Genomic DNA, 19,267 nt, shown 5'->3' with positions numbered 1-19,267 from the left:
GAGCGGCGGGCCCCGAGAGGGCGACAGAATGGCCGAGGAGTTCGCCAAGGGCTGTGCGGCCGACGCGTCACGGGCCGCCGGTGGGACAGGAGACGCGGGGGATGGGCAACGACATGACAGGCAAGGGGCGGGTCACCATCCGCGAGGTCGCCGAGCGGGCGGGCGTGTCCACGGCGACCGCGTCCCGCGCGCTGACCGGTAACCATCCCGTCCCGCCCGCCACCCGGGCCCGCGTCCTGCGCGCCGCCCGCGACCTCGACTACGTCGCCAACGCGCACGCGCGCGCCCTGGTGGGCGGCGGCCGCAAGATGGCCGCGGTCGTCGTCCGCCAGGTCACCAGCCCCTTCTACGCCCAGGTCGCCGAGGGCGTCGAGGCCGAGGCCGCCGACCGGGGCTGGCTGTGCGTCGTCGGCGCTACCGGCGGGGACCCGCAGCGTGAGATGGAGTTCGTGCAGCTCATGCGGGAGGAGGGGGCCCGGCTGGTGATCCTGGTCGGCGGGGTCGTCGAGGACGACGCGTACCGCTCGCGCGTGGCGCACTACGCGCAGGCCCTGGACTCGACCGGCGCGCGGCTCGTGCTGTGCGGGCGGCCCGCCCCCGATCCCGGGATCCCGGCGCTGGTGGTCGAGTTCGACAACGAGGCCGGGGCGCGCGCGATCACCGGGCATCTGCTGTCGGCGGGCCATCGGCGGATCGTCTTCCTGGGAGGCCTGCCGGGGAACACGGCCCTGGACGCCCGGGTCGCCGGGTACCGGGCCGCCCTCGCGGAGCACCGGGTGCCGGCTGCCGACGCCCGGGTGGTCGACTGCGGACTCGGGCGGGCGGCCGGTCTGCGGGCCATGACCCGACTCCTCAAGGAGACCCGGGAGTTCACGGCCGTGGTCGCCGGGGACGACATGGTCGCCGCGGGCGCCCTGCGCGCCATCGCCGACGCGGGGCTGCGCGTGCCCGAGGACGTCTCCGTCGTCGGCTACAACGACATCCCGCTGGCCGAGGACTTCAACCCGCCGCTCACGACCGTGCGTACGCCCGCCGAGGAGCTGGGGCGGGCAGCGGTACGGATCGCGCTGCGGGACCCCGACGAGGCCGCCGGCAGCCACCATCTGCTGGGCACGCACATCGTCGTGCGCCGCAGCGTCGCCCCACCTCCGGCCGACGCGGGACACGCCCCCGAATGACCGCCCCCTGCCTCCCGGCACCCGCCGCCGGTCAGTGCTGTGACAGGACCATCGCCTGGTCCAGCGCCTGGAGGAACGAGTTGACCGTCGTCCGGTCCCGCACCGCGAGCCGCAGCCACTCCTCGTCCAGGCCCGGGAACGTGTCCCCGCGCCGCACCGCGAAACCGAGGTCACGCAGATGCCGGCGTACGGCGACGGCCTTGGGCAGACGGACCAGGACGAAGGGTCCCTCGGCCGGTTCGACGACCGCCAGCCCGTCCGGGGCGAACTCCCGCAGCCCGGCCACGAGATGGGCCCGGTCGGCGGCGATGCGATGGGCCGCGTGCGCCGCCTCGGCCAGTGCCTGCGGCGCCACGCAGGCCCGCGCCGCCGCGAGCGCCGGGGTGGACACCGGCCACAGCGGCTGGGCCCGCTCCAGCTCCTCGACGGTCTCCGGGGCGGCCAGCACGTAACCGATGCGCAGCCCGGCCAGACCCCAGGTCTTGGTGAGGCTGCGCAGGACGACGAGCCCGGGGACGTCCGTCCGGCCCGCCAGCGCCTCCCGCTCGCCCGGCACCGCGTCCATGAACGCCTCGTCCACCACCAACGTCCGCCCGGGACGGGCCAGTCGCGCGATCGTGTCCGCCGGGTGCAGGACCGACGTCGGGTTCGTCGGGTTGCCGATCACCACCAGGTCCGCGTCCTTCGGGACGGCGTCCGGATCGAGCCGGAAGCCGTCCTCCTCGCGCAGCAGCAGCCGGTCGACGGTGTGCCCCGCGTCCCGCAGCGCCGCCTCCGGCTCCGTGAACTGCGGGTGCACGACCAGCGGATGGCGGGTCTCCAGGGCGCGGGCGAGCAGCACGAACGCCTCGGCGGCGCCGGCGGTGAGCAGCACCCGCTCCGCGGGCAGCCCGTGCCGGGCCGCGACCGCGGCCCGCGCCTCCCTGCCGTCCGGATAGGCGGCGAGGCCGGTCAGCGACTCCGCGATCCGCTCCCGCAGCCACCTCGGGGGCGTGTCCGCGCGGACGTTCACGGCGAGGTCGGTCAGCCGCGCCCCGTCGTCACGGACCTCCGCGTCACCGTGGTGCCGCAGATCATGGCTGCCGGTGCCGTGTCTGTCAGTGCGCATGGGAGGGGGAGCCGTGGTGGTGGTGTCCGTGGCCGTGGTGATGGTGGCCGTCGTCGTCGGGGTGGAAGTGCGGCTGCTGCGGCAGGCCCACCTTGTCCTCGAAACCGGGCAGCGCGATGCGGTACACGCACGAGTCGCAGTTCATCCGCAGATCACCCTTGATCGCCTCCTCGTACCGCTCCATCACCAGGTCGAGCAGCTCCGGCTCCGGCCCGATGACATCGGCGGAGCGCACCTCGATCTCCGGGTGCGCGGCCGCCCAGCCCTCGGTCTGCTGCCGGACGCGGTCCGGGAGGATACCGGTGAACAGGAAATAGGGCAGCACGACGATCCGCCGCGCGCCCAGCCTCACGCACCGGTCGAGGCCGCTCGGCACGTCCGGCGCCGCCAGCGACACGAACGCCGTCTCGACACCCGCGTATCCGCGCCCCTCCCACAGCAGCCGCGCCGCCTTGTGGACCTCGGCGTTGGCGTCCGGGTCGGTGGAGCCGCGCCCGACGAGCAGCACGGTGACGTCCGCGAGGTCGCCGGGTGCGCGCCCCTCGGTGCCGAGCGCCTCCTCCAGCCGCCGCTCCAGCACGTTCAGCAGCGACGGGTGCGGGCCCAGCGGACGGCCGTAGGTGTACGAGATCCCCGGGTGCCGCTCCTTCTCGCGGGCCAGCGCCGCCGGGATGTCGCCCTTGGCGTGACCGGCGGAGACCAGCATCAGCGGCACGGCGGCGAACCGTCGTACGCCCTTCTCCACCAGCTCGGTGACGGCCTCGCCCAGCGGCGGCGGGGACAGTTCGATGAAGCCGCCCGCGACCGGCAGTTCGGGGTGACGGCGCCCCAACTCCCGGACGAAGTCACGGAACGCCTCGGCCCCGGCCTCGTCCCGGGTGCCGTGGCCGGCGATGAGCAGAGCGGGCTGGGGGGTGGTCACGATTTCTCCTCGGTGGAAACGGGGTGGTACAGCAGGGCGTTGAGCGCGGCCGAGGCGACGGCCGACCCGCCCTTCTCGGACACGTTGCTCACGGCGGGCAGCCCGCTCTCGCGCAAGGCGGCCTTGGACTCGACCGCGCCGACGAAGCCGACGGGCAGACCGATGACGAGCGCCGGGGCAGCGTCCAGGGTGAGCAGCTCCTCCAGCGCGGTCGGCGCGTTGCCGATCACCCAGAGGGCGCCGGGGCCCACCTGCTCGTGGGCGAGCCGGATCGCGTGCGCGGAGCGGGTGAGCCCCGGCCCGGCCACGGCGTCGCGGAGCCGGCAGACGGTCTCGCGCCGGGTGATGCCGGCCGCGACCATCTCCACGTCCACGACGACCGGCGCCCCGCCGTGCAGGGCGGCATGAGCCTTCTCCAGCTCGCCCTCGTCCATGACGAGATCGTCGGCGTACTCCAGGTCGGCGGCCGAGTGGATGACCCGCTCGACCACCGCACGGGTCAGCGGCGGGAAGTGCGAGGTGTCCAGGCGGGCCCGCAGCCGCCGGTAGGACTCCTCCTCGATGGGGTGGATCACGCGATTCACTTGGCGTCCTCCAGAGAGCTGCCCTGCCAGCGGTAGCCGCGCGGTGTCACCATGCGCCCCGCGATGTCACGGGTCGCCGTGTTGCCGACGGTCACGACCGTCATCATGTCGACCGTCGCCGGGTCCAGGGACCCCAGTGTCGTGAGCCGACTGGACTCGTCCGGCCGCGACGCGTTCCGTACGACACCGACCGGCGTCGTCGGCTCCCGGTGCTCGGCGAGGATCGCCAGCGCCTTCGGGAGCTGCCAGTCACGGCCCCGGGAACGCGGGTTGTAGAAGGTGACCACGATGTCCGCCTCGGCCGCCGCGCGGACGCGTCGCTCGATGACCTCCCAGGGAGTGTGCAGGTCGGAGAGGCTGATGGAGACGTGGTCGTGGCCCAGGGGCGCGCCGAGGATCGCGGCGGCGGCAAGAGCGGCGGTCACACCCGGGACGCCGATCACCTCGATGTCGTCGGACGCCTCGGCCAACGCGGGGGAGGCCATGGCGTACACGCCCGCGTCCCCGCTGCCGATCAACGCGACGGCCTGCCCCTTGCGGGCCTCCGCCACGGCCGTACGGGCCCGCTCCTCCTCGGCTCCGAGCCCCGACTCCAGGATCACGGTGCCGGGCCGCAGCAGATCACGGATCTGGTCGACGTACTGGTCGAGGCCGACGAGCACGGAGGCACGTCGCAACTCCGCCTTCGCGCGGGGCGTGAGCAGGTCCCGTGCGCCCGGGCCGAGCCCGACCACCGCGAGCCGCCCGCGCGCGGGACGCCGTACGACGGCGCAGGTCGCCATCGCGGGCAGACCGTCCGCACGCGCCGACTTCCGCTTGGGTACGAGGAGTTCGCCGCCGTTCGCCAGCGCGGCGGCCTCGGCGACGGACGGGGTGCCGACGGCGGCGAGGGGCGCGTCGGAGGGGTTGGGGACGGAGACGGCGGCCAACTCCTCGGCGGAGTAGGTGACCACGGGGACACCGAGCCGAGCCGCCGCCGCCACGATCCCCGGCTCCTCGGCCTTGGCGTCGACGGTGGCGAGTTCGGCGACCGACCGCTCGGACAGCCCGGCGTCCCGCAGCGCGCCGCGCACCAGCCCGAGCACCTCCTCGGCCGGCGCGCCCTTCGAGGCACCGACCCCGACGACGAGGGACGGCGGCCGCAGGACGACCTCGCGCTCGGCGGCGGCCACGAGCCGGTCGGTGACGCGGACCGCGTAGGCACCTTCGTCGGTGACCTTCAGCGCGGGCAGCGGCCACGCCAACTCCGCTTTCAGGGCGACCGGTTCACCGTCGAGGAGCGCCCGCGACACGGCGGCCACATCGCCCTCGACGGGGAGGCCGAGCGTGTCGAGACCCGGCAGGTCCACCGCGTCCGTCGCGGTGGTGACCACGGGCTCCGCGCCCAGCGACTCCCCGACCTCGCGGGCGAGTTCATTGGCGCCGCCGCCGTGCCCGCCGACCAGCGACACGGCGAACCGGCCGCCCTCGTCGACACACACCACGCCCGGGTCGGACGTCTTGTCGCCGAGCAGCGGCGCGACCAGCCGCACCACGGCGCCCGTGGCGAGGAAGCACACCAGCTGCTCGCACTCCGCGAACGCCGCCCGTACGGCGTCCCCGACGGGACCCTCGTACACGCGTGTCCGCTCCGGCCACGCCGCGGCCAGCCGGTCGCGCGCAGCCGCGCCCGCCGAGGTGGCGGAAATGAGGCCGATCACAGGGCAACTCCCTCATGAGAACCGGGGGTTCGGAACCCCCACAGCAGAAAAACAGGGTTGGTGGCGGCGAGCCGGGTCACGTCTCCCGGCAGCGGTGCCAGGCGCGACGACTGCAACAGCACCCCGTCGCAGGAGAGCCCGGCGCCGGTGAGTGCCGCGCGCACGGCCGGTACCCGGTCGAGCGCCGCCATGGCCACGACCACCGTCCGCCGGGCGCGCCGCGCGCACGCGGTGACGATCGCGGGCAGTTCACGCCCGCCGCCGCCGACGAACACGGCGTCGGGGTCGTCGAGATCGGACAGCACCGTCGGCGCGGCCCCGTGCACGGCCCGTACGTCGACCCCGTGGGCCGCCGCGTTGGCGCGGACCCGCTCGACGCCGTCCCGGGTCTTCTCGACGGCGGTGACGGCCGCGCCGAACCGCGCGCACTCCACGGCGACGGAACCGGAACCCGCGCCGATGTCCCAGACGTGGTCACCGAGCCGGGGGCCGAGCCGGGCCAGCGCGAGCGCCCGTACCTCGAACTTGGTGATCATCGAGTCCCGGTGGGTGAACTCGTCCTCGTCCAGCGCCCATCGAGCGGGCCCCGCACCCGGCCCGGCGACCGTCCGGGCGGCGGCGCCCAGCACCCGCGTCCCGTCCAGGCACAGCACCACGCTCACCGACGTCCCCCAGTCACGGGCGGCGGCCTCGGCCGGTGTCACCCGCTCGACGCGCTCCTCGGCGGAGCCCAGCGCGGAGGCGACGACCAGGACGCGGGCGTCGGCCCGCAGCGCGGCTCCCAGCTCGGCGGGCCCGGCCCCCGGCCCGGTCAGCACGGCCACCTTGGGCCGCGCCCGGCACACATTGACGGCTGTCCGCAGCTCCCGTCCGTGCGCGCTGACGACGACCGCGTCGTCCCACGTCAGCCCGAGCCGCGCGAAAGCGGCGGCGACGGACGAGACCCCGGGCCGTACGTCCAACCGCTCGGACCCGAACCGCTCGGCCAGCGCCCGTACGATCCCGAAGAACCCGGGATCACCGGAGGCGAGGACGACGACCCGCTGCTGCTTGTCCAGATGCCGTTCGATGATGTCGAGGGCGGGCGCGAGCGGCCCGAGTTCGACCTGCTCGGCATCCTCGGGCACCGGCGCGGACGCCAGGTGACGTCGGCCGCCCACCACCAGCCGGGCCCCGGCCAGCGCGTCGGCGGGAACCGGCGCCCCCGTCCCCGTACCGAAGACCGTGATCACGTACTCGCACCCCGCGCGCGCAGGGCCCGGCGGGCCTCCGGGTCGGCCTTGCGGTAGCCGTGGAAGTGGCCGGGGTGGTACAGGTGCGAGCGGGTGCCCTCGGCGTCGAGCGCGGGCCCGACCAGGAAGAGCGTGTGCTTCCAGAGCTTGTGCTCCTTGACCGTCTCCTCCAGCGTCTCGATCGTGCACCGCACGACGAGCTCCTCGGGCCAGGTCGCCTGGTAGGCGACGACGACCGGAGTGGACGTCGGATAGCCGCCCTCCAGCAGCTCCCGCACCAGCTGCCCGCTCCGCGCGGCCGACAGGAAGATCGCCATGGTGGTGCCGTGCTTGGCGAACTCCCGCACCTCCTCGCCCGGCGGCATCGGCGTCTTGCCGCCGCCGAGCCGGGTGAGCACCACGGACTGCGCGACCTCGGGGATGGTCAGCTCGCGCTGCGCGAGCGCGGCGACCGCGGAGAAGGCGGAGACACCGGGCACCACCTCCGTGGCGATACCGATCTCGGCGCACCGGTCGAGCTGCTCCTGCGTACCGCCCCAGAGGGCCGGGTCACCGGAGTGGATCCGCGCGACCCGCAGCCCCTCGGCGACGGCCCGTGCGTAGACGGCGACGACGTCCTCCAGCGACATCGTCGCCGAGTCGAGGATCTCCGCGCCCTCGCGGGCGTGCTCCAGGACCTCGGCCTGGACCAGGCTGGCCGCCCAGATCACGACGTCGGCCTCGGCGATGGCACGCGCGGCACGGAACGTCAGCAGGTCGGCGGCGCCGGGTCCGGCACCGACGAAGGTCACCTTGCCGGTGGGGGCGTCGGCCATGGGTTCGGGTCCTCTCGTACGAAGAATCACTGGGGGAGCGGGTGGTGTTGGTGGTGCCGGATGTGCGCGAACGGGCCTTCATCGGATACGAAGGGGCCATGGCGGTGTTCGTCGCGCTCGGCGCGTTCCTGATGACACTGGCCGGGGGCTGGACGGCACAGCGGGTGACCGACCGCCGTCATCTGGTCCTTGGCCTGGCCGGCGGCCTGATGCTGGGCGTGGTCGGCCTGGATCTGCTGCCGGAGGCGCTGGAGGCGGCGGGCACCGAGGTCTTCGGCGTACCGGCCGCGCTGCTGCTGTTCGTGGCCGGCTTTCTGCTGGCCCATCTGGTGGAACGGCTCCTCGCCGCACGCCAGGCCGCGCACGGCGGGGAGGAGCACGGCGGCAGGGTCCCCGAGGTGGGCCTGACGGCCGCCGCGGCGATGGTCGGCCACAGTGCCATGGACGGCGTGGCGATCGGCGCGGCCTTCCAGGTGGGCGGCGGCATGGGCACGGCGGTGGCCCTCGCGGTGATCGCCCATGACTTCGCGGACGGCTTCAACACGTACACGATCACGAGCCTGTACGGGAACGCCCGCCGCCGGGCGCTGGCGATGCTGGCGGCGGACGCGGCGGCACCGGTCGTCGGTGCCGCGTCGACGCTCTTCTTCACCATCCCGGAGAAGCTGCTCGGCGCGTACCTCGGCTTCTTCGGCGGCGCGCTCCTGTATCTGGCGGCGGCCGAGATCCTCCCCGAGGCCCACCACGAACACCCCGCCCGCTCGACCCTGCTGTGCACGGTCGCGGGGGTGGCGTTCATCTGGCTGGTGGTGGGCATCGCCGACTGACGCCCCGCGGGGCGAGGTCACAGCTTGCCGCCCCGCCCGCCGTCACGCCGGGCGGGCGCGATGAGCGTGGAGAGGTAGGGAAGCGGGGCGCCGTCCAGGTCGGCGGCGGGCCGCACGGACTCCTCCGGCAGCCCGAGCGCCGACCCCCATACGGCGTCGTCGATCCGCCCGGTCTCCCGCAGCGCCTCGGCGACCTCCTCGGCCTGCCGCCCGAACTTGTACGCCACGACCGTCCCCGGCCCGGCCAGGGCGTCCTTGAGCGCCTGGGCGCCGGCGGTGACGGGCACGAGCGTCAGCGGCTCGGTGCCCTCGGTCAGGACAGCCCCGGAACGGGCGGCGAGGTCCTGCATGGCGGTGATACCGGGCACGGTCTCCACGACCGTCCCCGGCACCAGCTCGGCGATGGTCTGCGCGAGGTAGGTGAAGGTGGAGTAGACGTTCGGGTCGCCGATGGTGGCGAAAGCGACGGCCCCGTGCGCGGTGAGCAGCGCGGCGACCCGCTGCCCGGCGGCGTCCCAGGCGGACTCCCGCCGCCCCCGGTCGGTCCGCTCGTTGAGGGCGAAGACCACCCGTACGACCTTCTCCTGCCCGACGTAATGCAGCACGGTGGCCTCGGCCCGCCCGCGTTCCCCCGTGTCCATCACGGGTACGACGACCACGTCGGCGGCACGCAGCGCGTTGACGCCCTTGACGGTCACCAGCTCCGGATCACCGGGACCGACCCCGACTCCGATCAACCTGCTGCTGCTCATGACGTCCGGCACCTCTCCACGAACCGACGGGCCACACCGGGCTCGGACGCCCAGTGCGTGTGCAGATAACTCGCGTGCACACCTTGTTGTACGAAACCTTCGACGCGCCGCGCAGGGGCGCGCACCCCCCACGCGGGAGCCGCCCCCGCGCCGGGCTCCACGACGGTCCGATGAAACTCGTGCCCCCGCATCCGCGTCCCGGCGACGGCCAGCGAACTGTCCCCGACGGCCACCGCGTCCCGATACCCGAGCGTGAGCCGCTCGCTCATCCGCGCGGAGGCGTCCAGCACTCCGCACATGGGAAGCCCGTCGAGCTCACGACAGAGATAGAGCAGCCCGGCACACTCGGCGGCGACGGGAGCGCCGCTGAGGGCGAGCTCACCGACGGCCTTGCGCAGCGGCTCGTTGGCGGACAACTCGGCCGCGTACACCTCGGGGAACCCGCCGCCGATGACCAACCCGCGGGTGCCGGGGGGCAGTTCCTCGTCGCGCAGGGGATCGAAGGTGACGACGTCGGCTCCGGCGGCGGCCAGCAACTCTGCATGCTCGGCATAGGAGAAGGTGAACGCGGGCCCACCGGCAACGGCGACGACGGGCTTAGGCGGCTCGGCGCCGCCGGAGTCTCGCTTCTCGGCGCTGGCTGCGTCGACGCCCTTGCCTCGCTCTTCGACTGACCGAGTCGGGTGGTGGGCGGGCGAGGCGGGGGTCCAGGGGGCAGAGCCCCCTGGTACGGCACCAGCAGCGCGCGCAAGCGCCTCCAACGCGGCCAGATCGCACCCGTCAGCAACCTGCGCCCCCATAGCCGCCACGGCGGCAACCGCCGCCCCCCGCCGCTCGGCGACCGGCACCAACCCCAGATGCCGAGAAGGCGTATCCACCTGCGCCACCCGCCGCAGCACCCCGAGCACCGGCACCCCGGCCGACTCCAACGCCTCCCGCAGCAGCTCCTCATGCCGGTCGGACGCGACCTTGTTGAGGATCACGCCCCCGACCCGCACCTCCGGATCCCACGAGGCGAAACCGTGCACCAGCGCCGCCACCGACCGCGACTGCGACGACGCGTCGACGACAAGGACCACCGGCGCCCGCAACAGCTTCGCGACATGAGCGGTGGACGCCAGTTCACCCTCCCCCGCGGCCCCGTCGTACATCCCCATCACACCCTCGACGACGGCGATGTCACATCCCCGTGCCCCGTGCGCGAACAACGGCCCGATCAACTCCGGCCCGCACAGGTACGCGTCGAGATTCCGCCCCACCCGCCCCGTGGCGAGCGAGTGATACCCGGGGTCGATGTAGTCCGGCCCGACCTTGTGCGCAGACACGGCAAGCCCCCGCGCGGCGAACGCGGCCATCAACCCCGTGGCGACGGTGGTCTTCCCGCTGCCCGACGAGGGCGCGGCGATGACCAGCCGAGGGACGGAAACGGAGGAGGACATCACCACTCGATACCCCGCTGCCCCTTCTGCCCGGCGTCCATCGGATGCTTGACCTTGGACATGTCGGTCACGAGATCGGCGAAGTCGACCAGCTTCTCGGGGGCGTTGCGCCCGGTGATGACGACGTGCTGGGTCCCCGGCCGGTCCCGCAGCACGGCGATGACCTCATCGGTGTCGATCCACCCCCAGTGCAGGGGGTAGGCGAACTCGTCGAGCACGTACAGCTGGTACGTCTCGGCGGCGAGGTCCCGCTTGACCTGCTCCCAGCCCTCCCGGGCCTTCTCCTCGTTGTCCATCTGGGCGTCCCGCTGGACCCAGGACCAGCCCTCGCCCATCTTGTGCCAGTCGACGGACCCGCCCTCGCCGGACGCCCCGAGCACCCGCAGCGCGTTCTCCTCGCCGACCTTCCACTTCGCCGACTTGACGAACTGGAACACCCCGATGGGCCACCCCTGGTTCCAGGCCCGCAGGGCAAGTCCGAAGGCGGCTGTCGACTTGCCCTTACCCACCCCCGTGTGCACCACCACCAAAGGCCGATTACGACGCTGACGAGTGGTCAGCCCGTCGTCCGGCACCACACTCGGCTGTCCCTGCGGCATTACGCGGCCCTCCTCTGTACGTCCTTGACCAGCCCTGCGATGGAGTCCGCCCGCAACTCGTCGAGCGTCACCGCCGTACCCCCCAACTCACCCGCGAGCTGCCCCGCGAGCCCCAGCCGCACCGGCCCGGACTCGCAGTCGACGACGACGGAGGCGACCCCGTCGGCGGCGAACAGCCGAGCCGCCCGCTGAGACAGCGCGACCGGCTCGGGCCCACCCGTGGCCCGCCCGTCCGTCACCACGACGACCAGCGCCCGACGCGCGGGATCCCGCAACCGCTCGATCCGCAGCACCTCGTGCGCCTTCAGCAGCCCGGCGGCGAGCGGCGTACGGCCACCCGTGGGCAGCGACTCCAGCCGAGCGGCCGCGGCATCGACCGACGACGTGGGCGGCAACGCCACCTCACCCGCCGTCCCCCGGAACGTCACCAGGCCCACCTTGTCCCGCCGCTGATACGCGTCCAGCAGCAGCGACAGCACGGCGCCCTTCACCGCGCCCATCCGCTGCCGAGCGGCCATCGACCCGGAGGCGTCCACCACGAAAAGCACCAGGTTGCCCTCGCGCCCCTCCCGCGTCGCCTGCCGCAGATCGTCCCGGCGCAGTACCAGACCCGGCCCGGACCGCCCCCGCGCCCGCTGATGCGGCGCCGCGGCCCGCACGGTCGCGGCGAGATGCAGCTTGGTCAGCGCACCACGGGGGCGGTGCGCCCCCGTGGTCCGCCCGTGCTCGGTCCGCGCCCGCGAACGCCGCCCGGCGGCACCGTCCCCGAGCCCCGGCACGCTGAGCACCTTGGTACGGAACGGCTCGGAGGCCCGTACGGGGGACTGCTCACCGCCACCGGCACCGCCGGCCTGCGGCTCCCCGTCCTCCCCGGCCTCGGGCCGCGCCCCGCCCCCGGAGTCACCCTGCGACCCGTCGTCCGGCGTCGGTTGCCCACCGCCCCCGCCGGGCCCGTCCGGATCGGGATCCTCGTCACCTTCTCCGCTGAACTCCTCCAGCGTCCGGTCGAGCTTGTCCTCGTCAAGTCCCGGCGCGTCAAAGGGATTACGCCGACGCCGGTGCGGCAGCGCGAGCAGCGCGGCCTGCCGTACGTCCTCCGCGAGCACCTCGGTCCGCCCGGCCCACGCGGCCAGCGCGGTGGCGGTCCGCGCCATCACGATGTCGGCTCGCATGCCGTCCACCTCGAAGGCGGCACAGGTCGCCGCGATCTGCCGCAGCGCCCCGTCCCCGAGCCGCACCGACGGCAGCAACTCCCGTGCCGCGACGACACGTTGACGTACGGCGGCCTCCTCGTCGGCCCACCGGGACGCGAAACCCGCCGGATCGTCGTCGTACGCCAGCCGCCGCCGGACCACCTCCACCCGCTGGTCGGGCTCGCGCGAGGCGGCCACCTCGACGGTCAGCCCGAACCGGTCGAGCAACTGCGGCCGCAGCTCACCCTCTTCGGGGTTCATGGTCCCGACGAGCAGGAACTTCGAGGCGTGCCGCACGGAGACGCCCTCGCGCTCCACGTACGAGGCGCCCATGGCGGCCGCGTCGAGAAGCAGGTCGACCAAGTGGTCGTGCAGCAGGTTCACTTCGTCGACGTAGAGGATCCCGCGATGCGCGTCGGCGAGCAGCCCCGGCTCGAAGGCCTTCACACCCTCCGCGAGCGCCCGCTCGATGTCGAGCGCACCGACGAGCCGGTCCTCGGAGGCGCCGACGGGGAGTTCGACCATGCGGGAGGGGCGCGCCACGCCGTTCCCGCTCTCGTGCGGGCCGTCCGGGCACGCGGGGTCGGGAGCGGCGGGGTCGCAGGAGAAACGGCAGCCGGACACCACCGGCACCTCCGGCAGCAACGCCGAGAGCGCCCGTACCGCCGTGGACTTGGCCGTGCCCTTCTCGCCGCGCACCAGCACACCGCCGACCGCCGGTGACACGGCGTTCAGCAGCAGCGCGAGCCGCAGATCGTCCTGGCCGACGACGGCCGTGAAGGGGAAGGGGGTGGTCACTGGTCGTCGCCCTCCAGGTCGCCTTCGAGCTCGAGGTAAGTGGCGCGCAGCCGCTCCAGCGTCTCCGCGTCCGGCTCCGCCCAGAGGCCGCGGTCCGCCGCCTCCAGAAGCCGTTCGGTGATGCCGCGCAGCGCCCACGGGTTGGACTGCTTCATGAAGTCCCGGTTCTCCGGGTCGAAGACGTACTCCGCGCTGAGCTTCTCGTACATCCAGTCGTCGACCACGCCCGCCGTGGCGTCGTAGCCGAAGAGGTAGTCGACGGTCGCCGCCATCTCGAAGGCGCCCTTGTAGCCGTGCCGGCGCATGGCCGCCATCCAGCGGGGGTTGACGACACGCGCCCGGAACACGCGGTGCGTCTCCTCACCCAGCGTGCGGGTCTTCACCTGGTCGGGGGTCGCCGAATCGCCCACGTACGCCTCGGGGTTGGCGCCCGTCAGATGGCGGACCATGGCGACCATGCCACCGTGGTACTGGAAGTAGTCGTCCGCGTCCACGAGGTCGTGCTCACGGGTGTCGACGTTCTTCGCGGCCACGTTGATCCGCCGGAACGCCATCTCCATGTCCCCGCGCGCCGCCCGCCCGTCCAGCCCGCGCCCGTAGGCGTAGCCGCCCCACACCGCGTACACCTCGGCGAGGTCGGCGTCGGAGCGCCAGTTGCGGGCGTCGATCAGCGGCAGCAGACCGGCACCGTACGCGCCCGGCTTGGAGCCGAAGACACGGGCCGTCGCGCGCCGCCGGTCCCCGTGCTCGGCGGTGTCCTCGTCGGCGTGGGCCTTCACGAAGTTGCGCTCGGCGGGCTCGTCCAGCTCGGCCACCTCGCGCACCGCGTCGTCGATCAGACCGACGACGTGCGGGAACGCGTCCCGGAAGAACCCGGAGATGCGGACGGTGACGTCGATGCGCGGACGGCCCAGCTCCGCCAGGCCGATGATCTCGAAACCGGTCACCCGGCGCGAGGCCTCGTCCCACACCGGGCGGCAGCCCAGCAGTGCCAGGATCTCGGCGATGTCGTCGCCCTGGGTGCGCATCGCGGACGTGCCCCACACCGTCAGGCCGACGGACTTGGGGTACTCGCCGGTGTCGGCCAGGTACCGCTGGACCAGCGAGTCGGCGAGCGACTGCCCGACCTCCCAACTCAGCCTGGACGGAATGGCCTTGGGATCGACCGAGTAGAAGTTCCGGCCGGTCGGCAGGACGTTGACCAGCCCGCGCGTCGGCGAACCGGACGGGCCGGCCGGGACGTAACCACCGTCGAGCGCCTTGAGAATGTGGTCGATCTCGTCGGTGGTGCGGGCGAGCCGCGGCACCACCTCGGTGCAGGCGAACTCCAACACCGCCACGCCGTCGGGGAGTTCGACCCCCAGCACACCCCGAAGCACCGCCGGGACCACCGCGACGTCCCAGTCGCGCGCCTCCATGCCCTCCGCGACCCGCCGGCACAGCTGCTCCAGCAGGTCGATCGCGTCGGCCGCGCTGCGGGCCGGGCCCTCGACCAGTTCCGTCAGCTCGACCGGCACCTTCACCGGGGCGCCCGGCTCGGCGAGCAGCTCTTTCTCCACCAGCCCGAAATGGGCCGCGAAGCAGGCCCTGAGGCCCGGCAGCGCATTGGCCTGTCCGCCCCACACCTGCGAGGCGCGCAGCACGGCGAGCACGAGGTTGACCCGTGCCTCGTCGACCGGCCCGCCGCCGAGGACGTGCAACCCGTCGCGGATCTGCACGTCCTTGATCTCGCACAGATAGCCGTCGATGTGCATGACGAACTCGTCGAAGTCGTCGTCGTCCGGCTGGTCCTCGACATGCAGGTCGTGATGCAGTTCGGCCGCCTTGACCAGCGTCCAGATCTGCGCCCGCACGGCCGGCGCCTTCGTCGGGTCCAGGTCGGAGACGAGCGCGTACTCGTCGAGGAGCTGCTCCAGCTTGGCGAGGTCGCCGTAGGTGTCGGCCCGCGCCATCGGCGGCACCAGGTGGTCGACGACGGTGGCGTGTCCGCGCCGCTTGGCCTGGGTGCCCTCGCCGGGGTCGTTGACGATGAAGGGGTAGATCAGCGGCAGCTCCCCGAGGACGGCGTCCGGCGCGCACCCGCCGCTGAGGCCGAGTCCCTTGCCGGGCAGCCACTCCATCGTGCCGTGCTTGCCCATGTGGACGATCGCGTCGGCGCCGAAGCTGTTCTCCAGCCACCGGTACGCGGCCATGTAGTGGTGCGACGGCGGCATGTCGGGGTCGTGGTAGATCGCGATCGGGTTCTCCCCGAAGCCGCGCGGCGGCTGGATCATCACGACGACGTTCCCGAACTGGAGGGAGGCGAGCACGATGTCGTCCCCGTCGACGTACAGGCTGCCCGGCGGCTCGCCCCACGCCTCCAGCATGCTGTCCCGCAGCTCCGGGTCCAGCTTGTCGAACCAGGCCCGGTAATCGGCCAGCGGCACCCGCGCGGGCGCGGCGGCCAGCTGCTCCTCGGTGAGCCACTCGACGTCGTGGCCACCGGCGTTGATCAGCCGGTGGATCAACTCGTCGCCGCCGGACGGGTATTCGGTGAGCGAGTACCCGGCTGCCTTGAGGGCGTCCAGCACCCGCACCGCCGAGGCGGGCGTGTCGAGACCGACCGCGTTGCCGACCCGCGAGTGCTTGGTCGGGTACGCGGTGAAGACGAGCGCGAGCTTCTTCTCCGCGTTCGGCTTGTACCCCAACCGGGCGTGCCGTACGGCGATCCCGGCGACGCGCGCGGCCCGCTCGGGGTCGGCGACATAGACGGGGACGTCGTCCGGGCCCTGCTCCTTGAAGGAGAACGGAACGGTGACGAGCCGCCCGTCGAACTCGGGGATCGCGACCTGCATCGCCGCGTCCATGGGGGAGAGCGCGGCGTCGGACGCGTCCCAGGCCGCCCTGGACGACGTGAGGCAGAGCCCTTGCAGCACCGGCACATCGAGGTCGGCCAGTGCCCCGATGTCCCAGGCCTCCTCGTCGCCGCCCGCCGACGCCTGCGAGGCGTGCGCGCCACCGGCGGCGAGGACGGTGGCGACGAGCGCGTCCGTCCTGCCGAGGATCTCGTACAGCCCGGCGTCGGCACCGCGCAGCGAACCGCAGTACACGGGAAGGGCGTTGGCGCCGCGCGCCTCGACGGCATCGCACAGGGTGTCGACGAAGCCGGTGTTGCCGCTGAGCTCATGGGCCCGGTAGAAGAGCACGCCGACGGTCGGCCGGCCCTCGGTGAAGGCACGGTCGCCATGGACGCCGTACTCCGGCATCTTCTGCGGTTCCAGGAACCCCTCACCGGTCAGCAGCACGGTGTCGGACAGGAACCGGGCCAGCTCGGTGAGGTTGGCGGGGCCGCCCTCGACGAGGTACTTCAGCGCCTCCGCGACCACACCGGCCGGCACGGACGACTCGGCCATCAACTCGGCGTCCGGCACGGCCTCACCGCCAAGGAGCACGGTCGGCACACCGGACGCCCTCAGCGCGGCCAGCCCGTCCTCCCAGGCACGCTTGCCGCCGAGCAGTCGTACGACGGCGACGTCGGAGCCCTGGATCAGCCCCGGCAGTTCCGCGGCCACGTCCACGCGGGTCGGGTTGCCGATCCGGTAGTCGGCGCCGGAGGCGGCCCGGGCCGCCAACAGGTCCGTGTCGGCGGTCGACAACAACAACACAGTGCTCATGCGGGCGCTCCCGGTGGAATGAAAGGCAGTCCTTGCGGCGCGCCCGACTCGATGAGCCGCCAGAGCGCGTCCGTGTCCGCGTGCTGTTCGATCAGGTCGCCGAGCCGGTCGAGCTGCTCCTCGCGCAGCGCGGCGAACGAGGTGTCGGGCGCCGGCACGAACCGGCGGCCCGCGGCGGCCGCCACCTCGCGCAGGAACGCCCGCCGGAAGCCGTCCGACTCCAGCGAACCGTGCCAGTGGGTGCCCCAGGTCTGGCCGACCCGGCAGCCGTCCAGGAAGGGTTCTCCCGAGGTCACGGAGGCGACCCCGTGATGGATCTCGTATCCCGTGACCCGTTCCCCGAGTGCCTCCCCCTCCGGCCGGGCAAGGATCTTCTCGGGGGCGAACCGAACCCTTAGGGGCAGCACCCCGAGCCCTTCGACCTGCCCCCGCCGGCTCTCGACCTCGTCCTCGATGTGCTCGCCGAGAACCTGGAAGCCGCCGCAGATGCCGAGGATCGGACGTCCCTCCGCGGCCCTTCGCACCAGGGCGCCGGCCAGCCCGCGCTCATGCAGCCACTCCAGTGCCCGCACGCTCCCGCGTGTCCCCGGGACGATGACGAGATCGGCGTCGGCGAGCTCCTCCGGCCGGTCCACGAACCGCACGACGAGACCCGGTTCGGCGGCGAGCGCGTCCACGTCCGTGAAGTTGGACATCAGGGGGACCGCGCAGACGGCGACCCGCAGCACGTCCTCCCCGACGGGCGGGGCGGTGTTCGACTCCCGGACGGTCCCTCTGAGGGAAACCCGCAGACCGTCTTCCTCGTCGATCCCGAGGCCGTGCCGGAAGGGCAGGACGCCGTACGTCCGCCGCCCGGTGAGCCCGTGGAGCATGTCGAGCCCGGGTTCCAGCAGCGACACATCCCCCCGGAACTTGTTCACGAGGAACCCGGCGACCAGCTTCTGATCCTCTGTCGAGAGCAGCGCGACGGTCCCGAAGAAGGAGGCGAACACGCCCCCGCGGTCGATGTCCCCGACCACCAGCACCGGAAGCCCGGCATTGCGGGCGATCCCCATGTTGACGATGTCGGTCCGTCGCAGATTGATCTCCGCCGGACTGCCGGCCCCCTCACAGATCACCGCGTCATACGTGCCCCGCAGTTCGGCGAGACAGTCGAGCACGGTCCCGAGCAGCTTCTGCTGCCGCCCCCCGTGATAGCCGCGCGCGCTCATCTCGCCGACGGGCTTCCCCATCAGCACGACCTGGCTGCTCTGCTCGCCACCGGGCTTGAGCAGCACGGGATTCATCAGCGCGGTCGGCTCGACCCGACAGGCCTGGGCCTGCATGGCCTGGGCCCGCCCGATCTCCGCGCCCTCCCGCGTCACGAACGAATTGAGGGACATGTTCTGCGCCTTGAAGGGCGCGACCTTGACCCCCTGCCGCACCAGCCACCGGCAGATCCCGGCGGTGACGACACTCTTGCCGGCGTCGGAGGTGGTCCCGGCGACGAGCAGCCCCCCGCTCATGACGTACGTCCCTTCTTCGTGGCCAGGGCCCGTGCGGCGGCACCGATGCCGAGCGCGAGCAGCCCGACGCGCCGCGAAAGCCGTACGGCGCGCTCGATGTCCCGCGTGGCGACGGCCCGCCCGGACTGATTGAGCACGGGCCGGTGCTCCACCCGCCCTCCGTAGGACAGGCTCCCGCCGAGCCGCACCCCGAGGGCCCCCGCGAACGAGGCCTCGACGGGCCCGGCGTTGGGGCTCGGATGCTTGGCGGCGTCGGCACGCCACGCTCGAACGGCCCCCCGGGAGTCGCTCCCGGCGACGGCGGCGAGTACGGCGGTGAGCCGCGCCCCCGGCCATCCGGCGAGGTCGTCGAGCCGGGCGGAGGCCCAGCCGTAGCGCCGGTACCGCTCGGACTTGTGCCCGACCATGGCGTCGAGGGTGTTGACGGCCCGGAACCCGAGCAGACCGGGCACTCCACCGAGCGCCCCCCACACCAGGGCGCCGACCACGGCGTCGGAGGTGTTCTCGGCGACGGACTCGACGACGGCCCGGGCGATCCCGTCGGCGTCGAGGGCCTGCGGATCCCGCCCGCACAGGTGCGGCAGCCGGGCGCGAGCGCCCTCGACGTCCCCCGCCTCCAGAGCCAGACCGATGACCCGGGCCTCGCGTGCGAGCGACGTCCCGCCCACCACGGCCCAGGTGGCGGCGCCGGTCAGCGCGACGGACGCGCTACGGGAGGGACGTACGACGCTCTGGGCGAGGGCGCCCAGCCCCACGGCGCCCCCGACGCACACGGCGGTGTGCAGCGCGCCCCACCCACGATGGTCCCGCCACAGAGCCTTCTCCACGGCGCCGGCGGCCCGCCCGAACACGGCGACCGGATGCCCCCGGCGTGGATCACCGAGCAGCAGATCTGCGACGAGTCCGGCGGCGGCGCCGTACGCGAAGACGCGATCGGCACGCATGCGCTCAGCCGGCCGTGG

15 protein-coding genes are annotated in these 19,267 nt (G+C 73.4%); 2 read left to right on the top strand and 13 right to left on the bottom strand.

The window, feature by feature from the left end; translation table 11 throughout:
* Positions 1–101: 101 nt before the first annotated feature.
* Positions 102–1,178, top strand: coding sequence for a LacI family DNA-binding transcriptional regulator (locus tag ACIHIX_RS22260; protein ID WP_399958774.1), 1,077 nt, complete (start codon positions 102–104; stop codon positions 1,176–1,178).
* A 31-nt stretch (positions 1,179–1,209) separates the two neighbouring features.
* Here the strand turns inward: ACIHIX_RS22260 and cobC are convergent, their stop codons facing one another.
* The 6 genes from cobC to cobM are packed head-to-tail and all read right to left on the bottom strand — an operon-like array spanning position 1,210 to position 7,539.
* Entirely contained in the window at positions 1,210–2,286 is a 1,077-nt protein-coding gene (gene cobC, locus ACIHIX_RS22255) for an Rv2231c family pyridoxal phosphate-dependent protein CobC (RefSeq protein ID WP_399958772.1), read from the bottom strand.
* Positions 2,276–3,208, bottom strand: coding sequence for a sirohydrochlorin chelatase (locus tag ACIHIX_RS22250; protein WP_399958770.1), 933 nt, complete (start codon positions 3,206–3,208; stop codon positions 2,276–2,278). Before ACIHIX_RS22250 ends, cobC begins: the two co-directional genes overlap by 11 nt.
* On the bottom strand, positions 3,205–3,792 hold the full coding sequence (locus ACIHIX_RS22245) for a precorrin-8X methylmutase (protein ID WP_399958768.1): 588 nt from the start codon (positions 3,790–3,792) through the stop codon (positions 3,205–3,207). Before ACIHIX_RS22245 ends, ACIHIX_RS22250 begins: the two co-directional genes overlap by 4 nt.
* A complete protein-coding gene (cobJ, locus tag ACIHIX_RS22240) occupies positions 3,789–5,492 on the bottom strand; it encodes a precorrin-3B C(17)-methyltransferase (protein ID WP_399958766.1) in 1,704 nt (567 codons plus the stop codon). Before cobJ ends, ACIHIX_RS22245 begins: the two co-directional genes overlap by 4 nt.
* Positions 5,489–6,724 carry a precorrin-6y C5,15-methyltransferase (decarboxylating) subunit CbiE gene (gene cbiE, locus ACIHIX_RS22235; protein ID WP_399958764.1) on the bottom strand — a complete coding sequence of 412 codons (1,236 nt, stop codon included), beginning with the start codon at positions 6,722–6,724 and terminating at the stop codon, positions 5,489–5,491. The genes cobJ and cbiE overlap by 4 nt, the downstream gene beginning before the upstream one ends.
* The gene (gene cobM / locus ACIHIX_RS22230; protein WP_399958762.1) at positions 6,721–7,539 is read right to left on the bottom strand and encodes a precorrin-4 C(11)-methyltransferase; all 819 of its coding nucleotides are present in this window, start codon (positions 7,537–7,539) and stop codon (positions 6,721–6,723) included. The genes cbiE and cobM overlap by 4 nt, the downstream gene beginning before the upstream one ends.
* A 98-nt stretch (positions 7,540–7,637) precedes the next feature.
* On the opposite strand from cobM, the gene ACIHIX_RS22225 reads away from it, so the two are divergent.
* On the top strand, positions 7,638–8,366 hold the full coding sequence (locus ACIHIX_RS22225; protein ID WP_399958760.1) for a ZIP family metal transporter: 729 nt from the start codon (positions 7,638–7,640) through the stop codon (positions 8,364–8,366).
* Between the two features lie 17 nt (positions 8,367–8,383).
* Here the strand turns inward: ACIHIX_RS22225 and cobI are convergent, their stop codons facing one another.
* The 7 genes from cobI to ACIHIX_RS22190 are packed head-to-tail and all read right to left on the bottom strand — an operon-like array spanning position 8,384 to position 19,249.
* Positions 8,384–9,130 carry a precorrin-2 C(20)-methyltransferase gene (gene cobI / locus ACIHIX_RS22220; RefSeq protein ID WP_399958758.1) on the bottom strand — a complete coding sequence of 249 codons (747 nt, stop codon included), beginning with the start codon at positions 9,128–9,130 and terminating at the stop codon, positions 8,384–8,386.
* Entirely contained in the window at positions 9,115–10,557 is a 1,443-nt protein-coding gene (locus ACIHIX_RS22215; RefSeq protein ID WP_399958756.1) for a cobyrinate a,c-diamide synthase, read from the bottom strand. The genes cobI and ACIHIX_RS22215 overlap by 16 nt, the downstream gene beginning before the upstream one ends.
* Positions 10,557–11,156, bottom strand: coding sequence for a cob(I)yrinic acid a,c-diamide adenosyltransferase (gene cobO, locus ACIHIX_RS22210; RefSeq protein ID WP_399958754.1), 600 nt, complete (start codon positions 11,154–11,156; stop codon positions 10,557–10,559). The genes ACIHIX_RS22215 and cobO overlap by 1 nt, the downstream gene beginning before the upstream one ends.
* The gene (locus ACIHIX_RS22205; RefSeq protein WP_399958752.1) at positions 11,156–13,147 is read right to left on the bottom strand and encodes a putative cobaltochelatase; all 1,992 of its coding nucleotides are present in this window, start codon (positions 13,145–13,147) and stop codon (positions 11,156–11,158) included. The genes cobO and ACIHIX_RS22205 overlap by 1 nt, the downstream gene beginning before the upstream one ends.
* The gene (cobN, locus tag ACIHIX_RS22200; protein WP_399958750.1) at positions 13,144–16,800 is read right to left on the bottom strand and encodes a cobaltochelatase subunit CobN; all 3,657 of its coding nucleotides are present in this window, start codon (positions 16,798–16,800) and stop codon (positions 13,144–13,146) included. The genes ACIHIX_RS22205 and cobN overlap by 4 nt, the downstream gene beginning before the upstream one ends.
* The gene (locus tag ACIHIX_RS22195; protein ID WP_399958748.1) at positions 16,797–18,305 is read right to left on the bottom strand and encodes a cobyric acid synthase; all 1,509 of its coding nucleotides are present in this window, start codon (positions 18,303–18,305) and stop codon (positions 16,797–16,799) included. The genes cobN and ACIHIX_RS22195 overlap by 4 nt, the downstream gene beginning before the upstream one ends.
* Complete coding sequence (locus tag ACIHIX_RS22190; RefSeq protein WP_399958746.1) at positions 18,302–19,249, bottom strand: cobalamin biosynthesis protein; 948 nt, start codon at positions 19,247–19,249, stop codon at positions 18,302–18,304. The genes ACIHIX_RS22195 and ACIHIX_RS22190 overlap by 4 nt, the downstream gene beginning before the upstream one ends.
* Positions 19,250–19,267 lie beyond the last annotated feature (18 nt).

The sequence above is a fragment of the Streptomyces sp. NPDC051913 genome, assembly GCF_044593635.1.
Classification (GTDB): Bacteria; Actinomycetota; Actinomycetes; order Streptomycetales; family Streptomycetaceae; genus Streptomyces.
The sequence above is the reverse complement of the archived record's forward strand: the minus strand, read 5'-3'. Positions and strand labels throughout refer to the sequence as shown.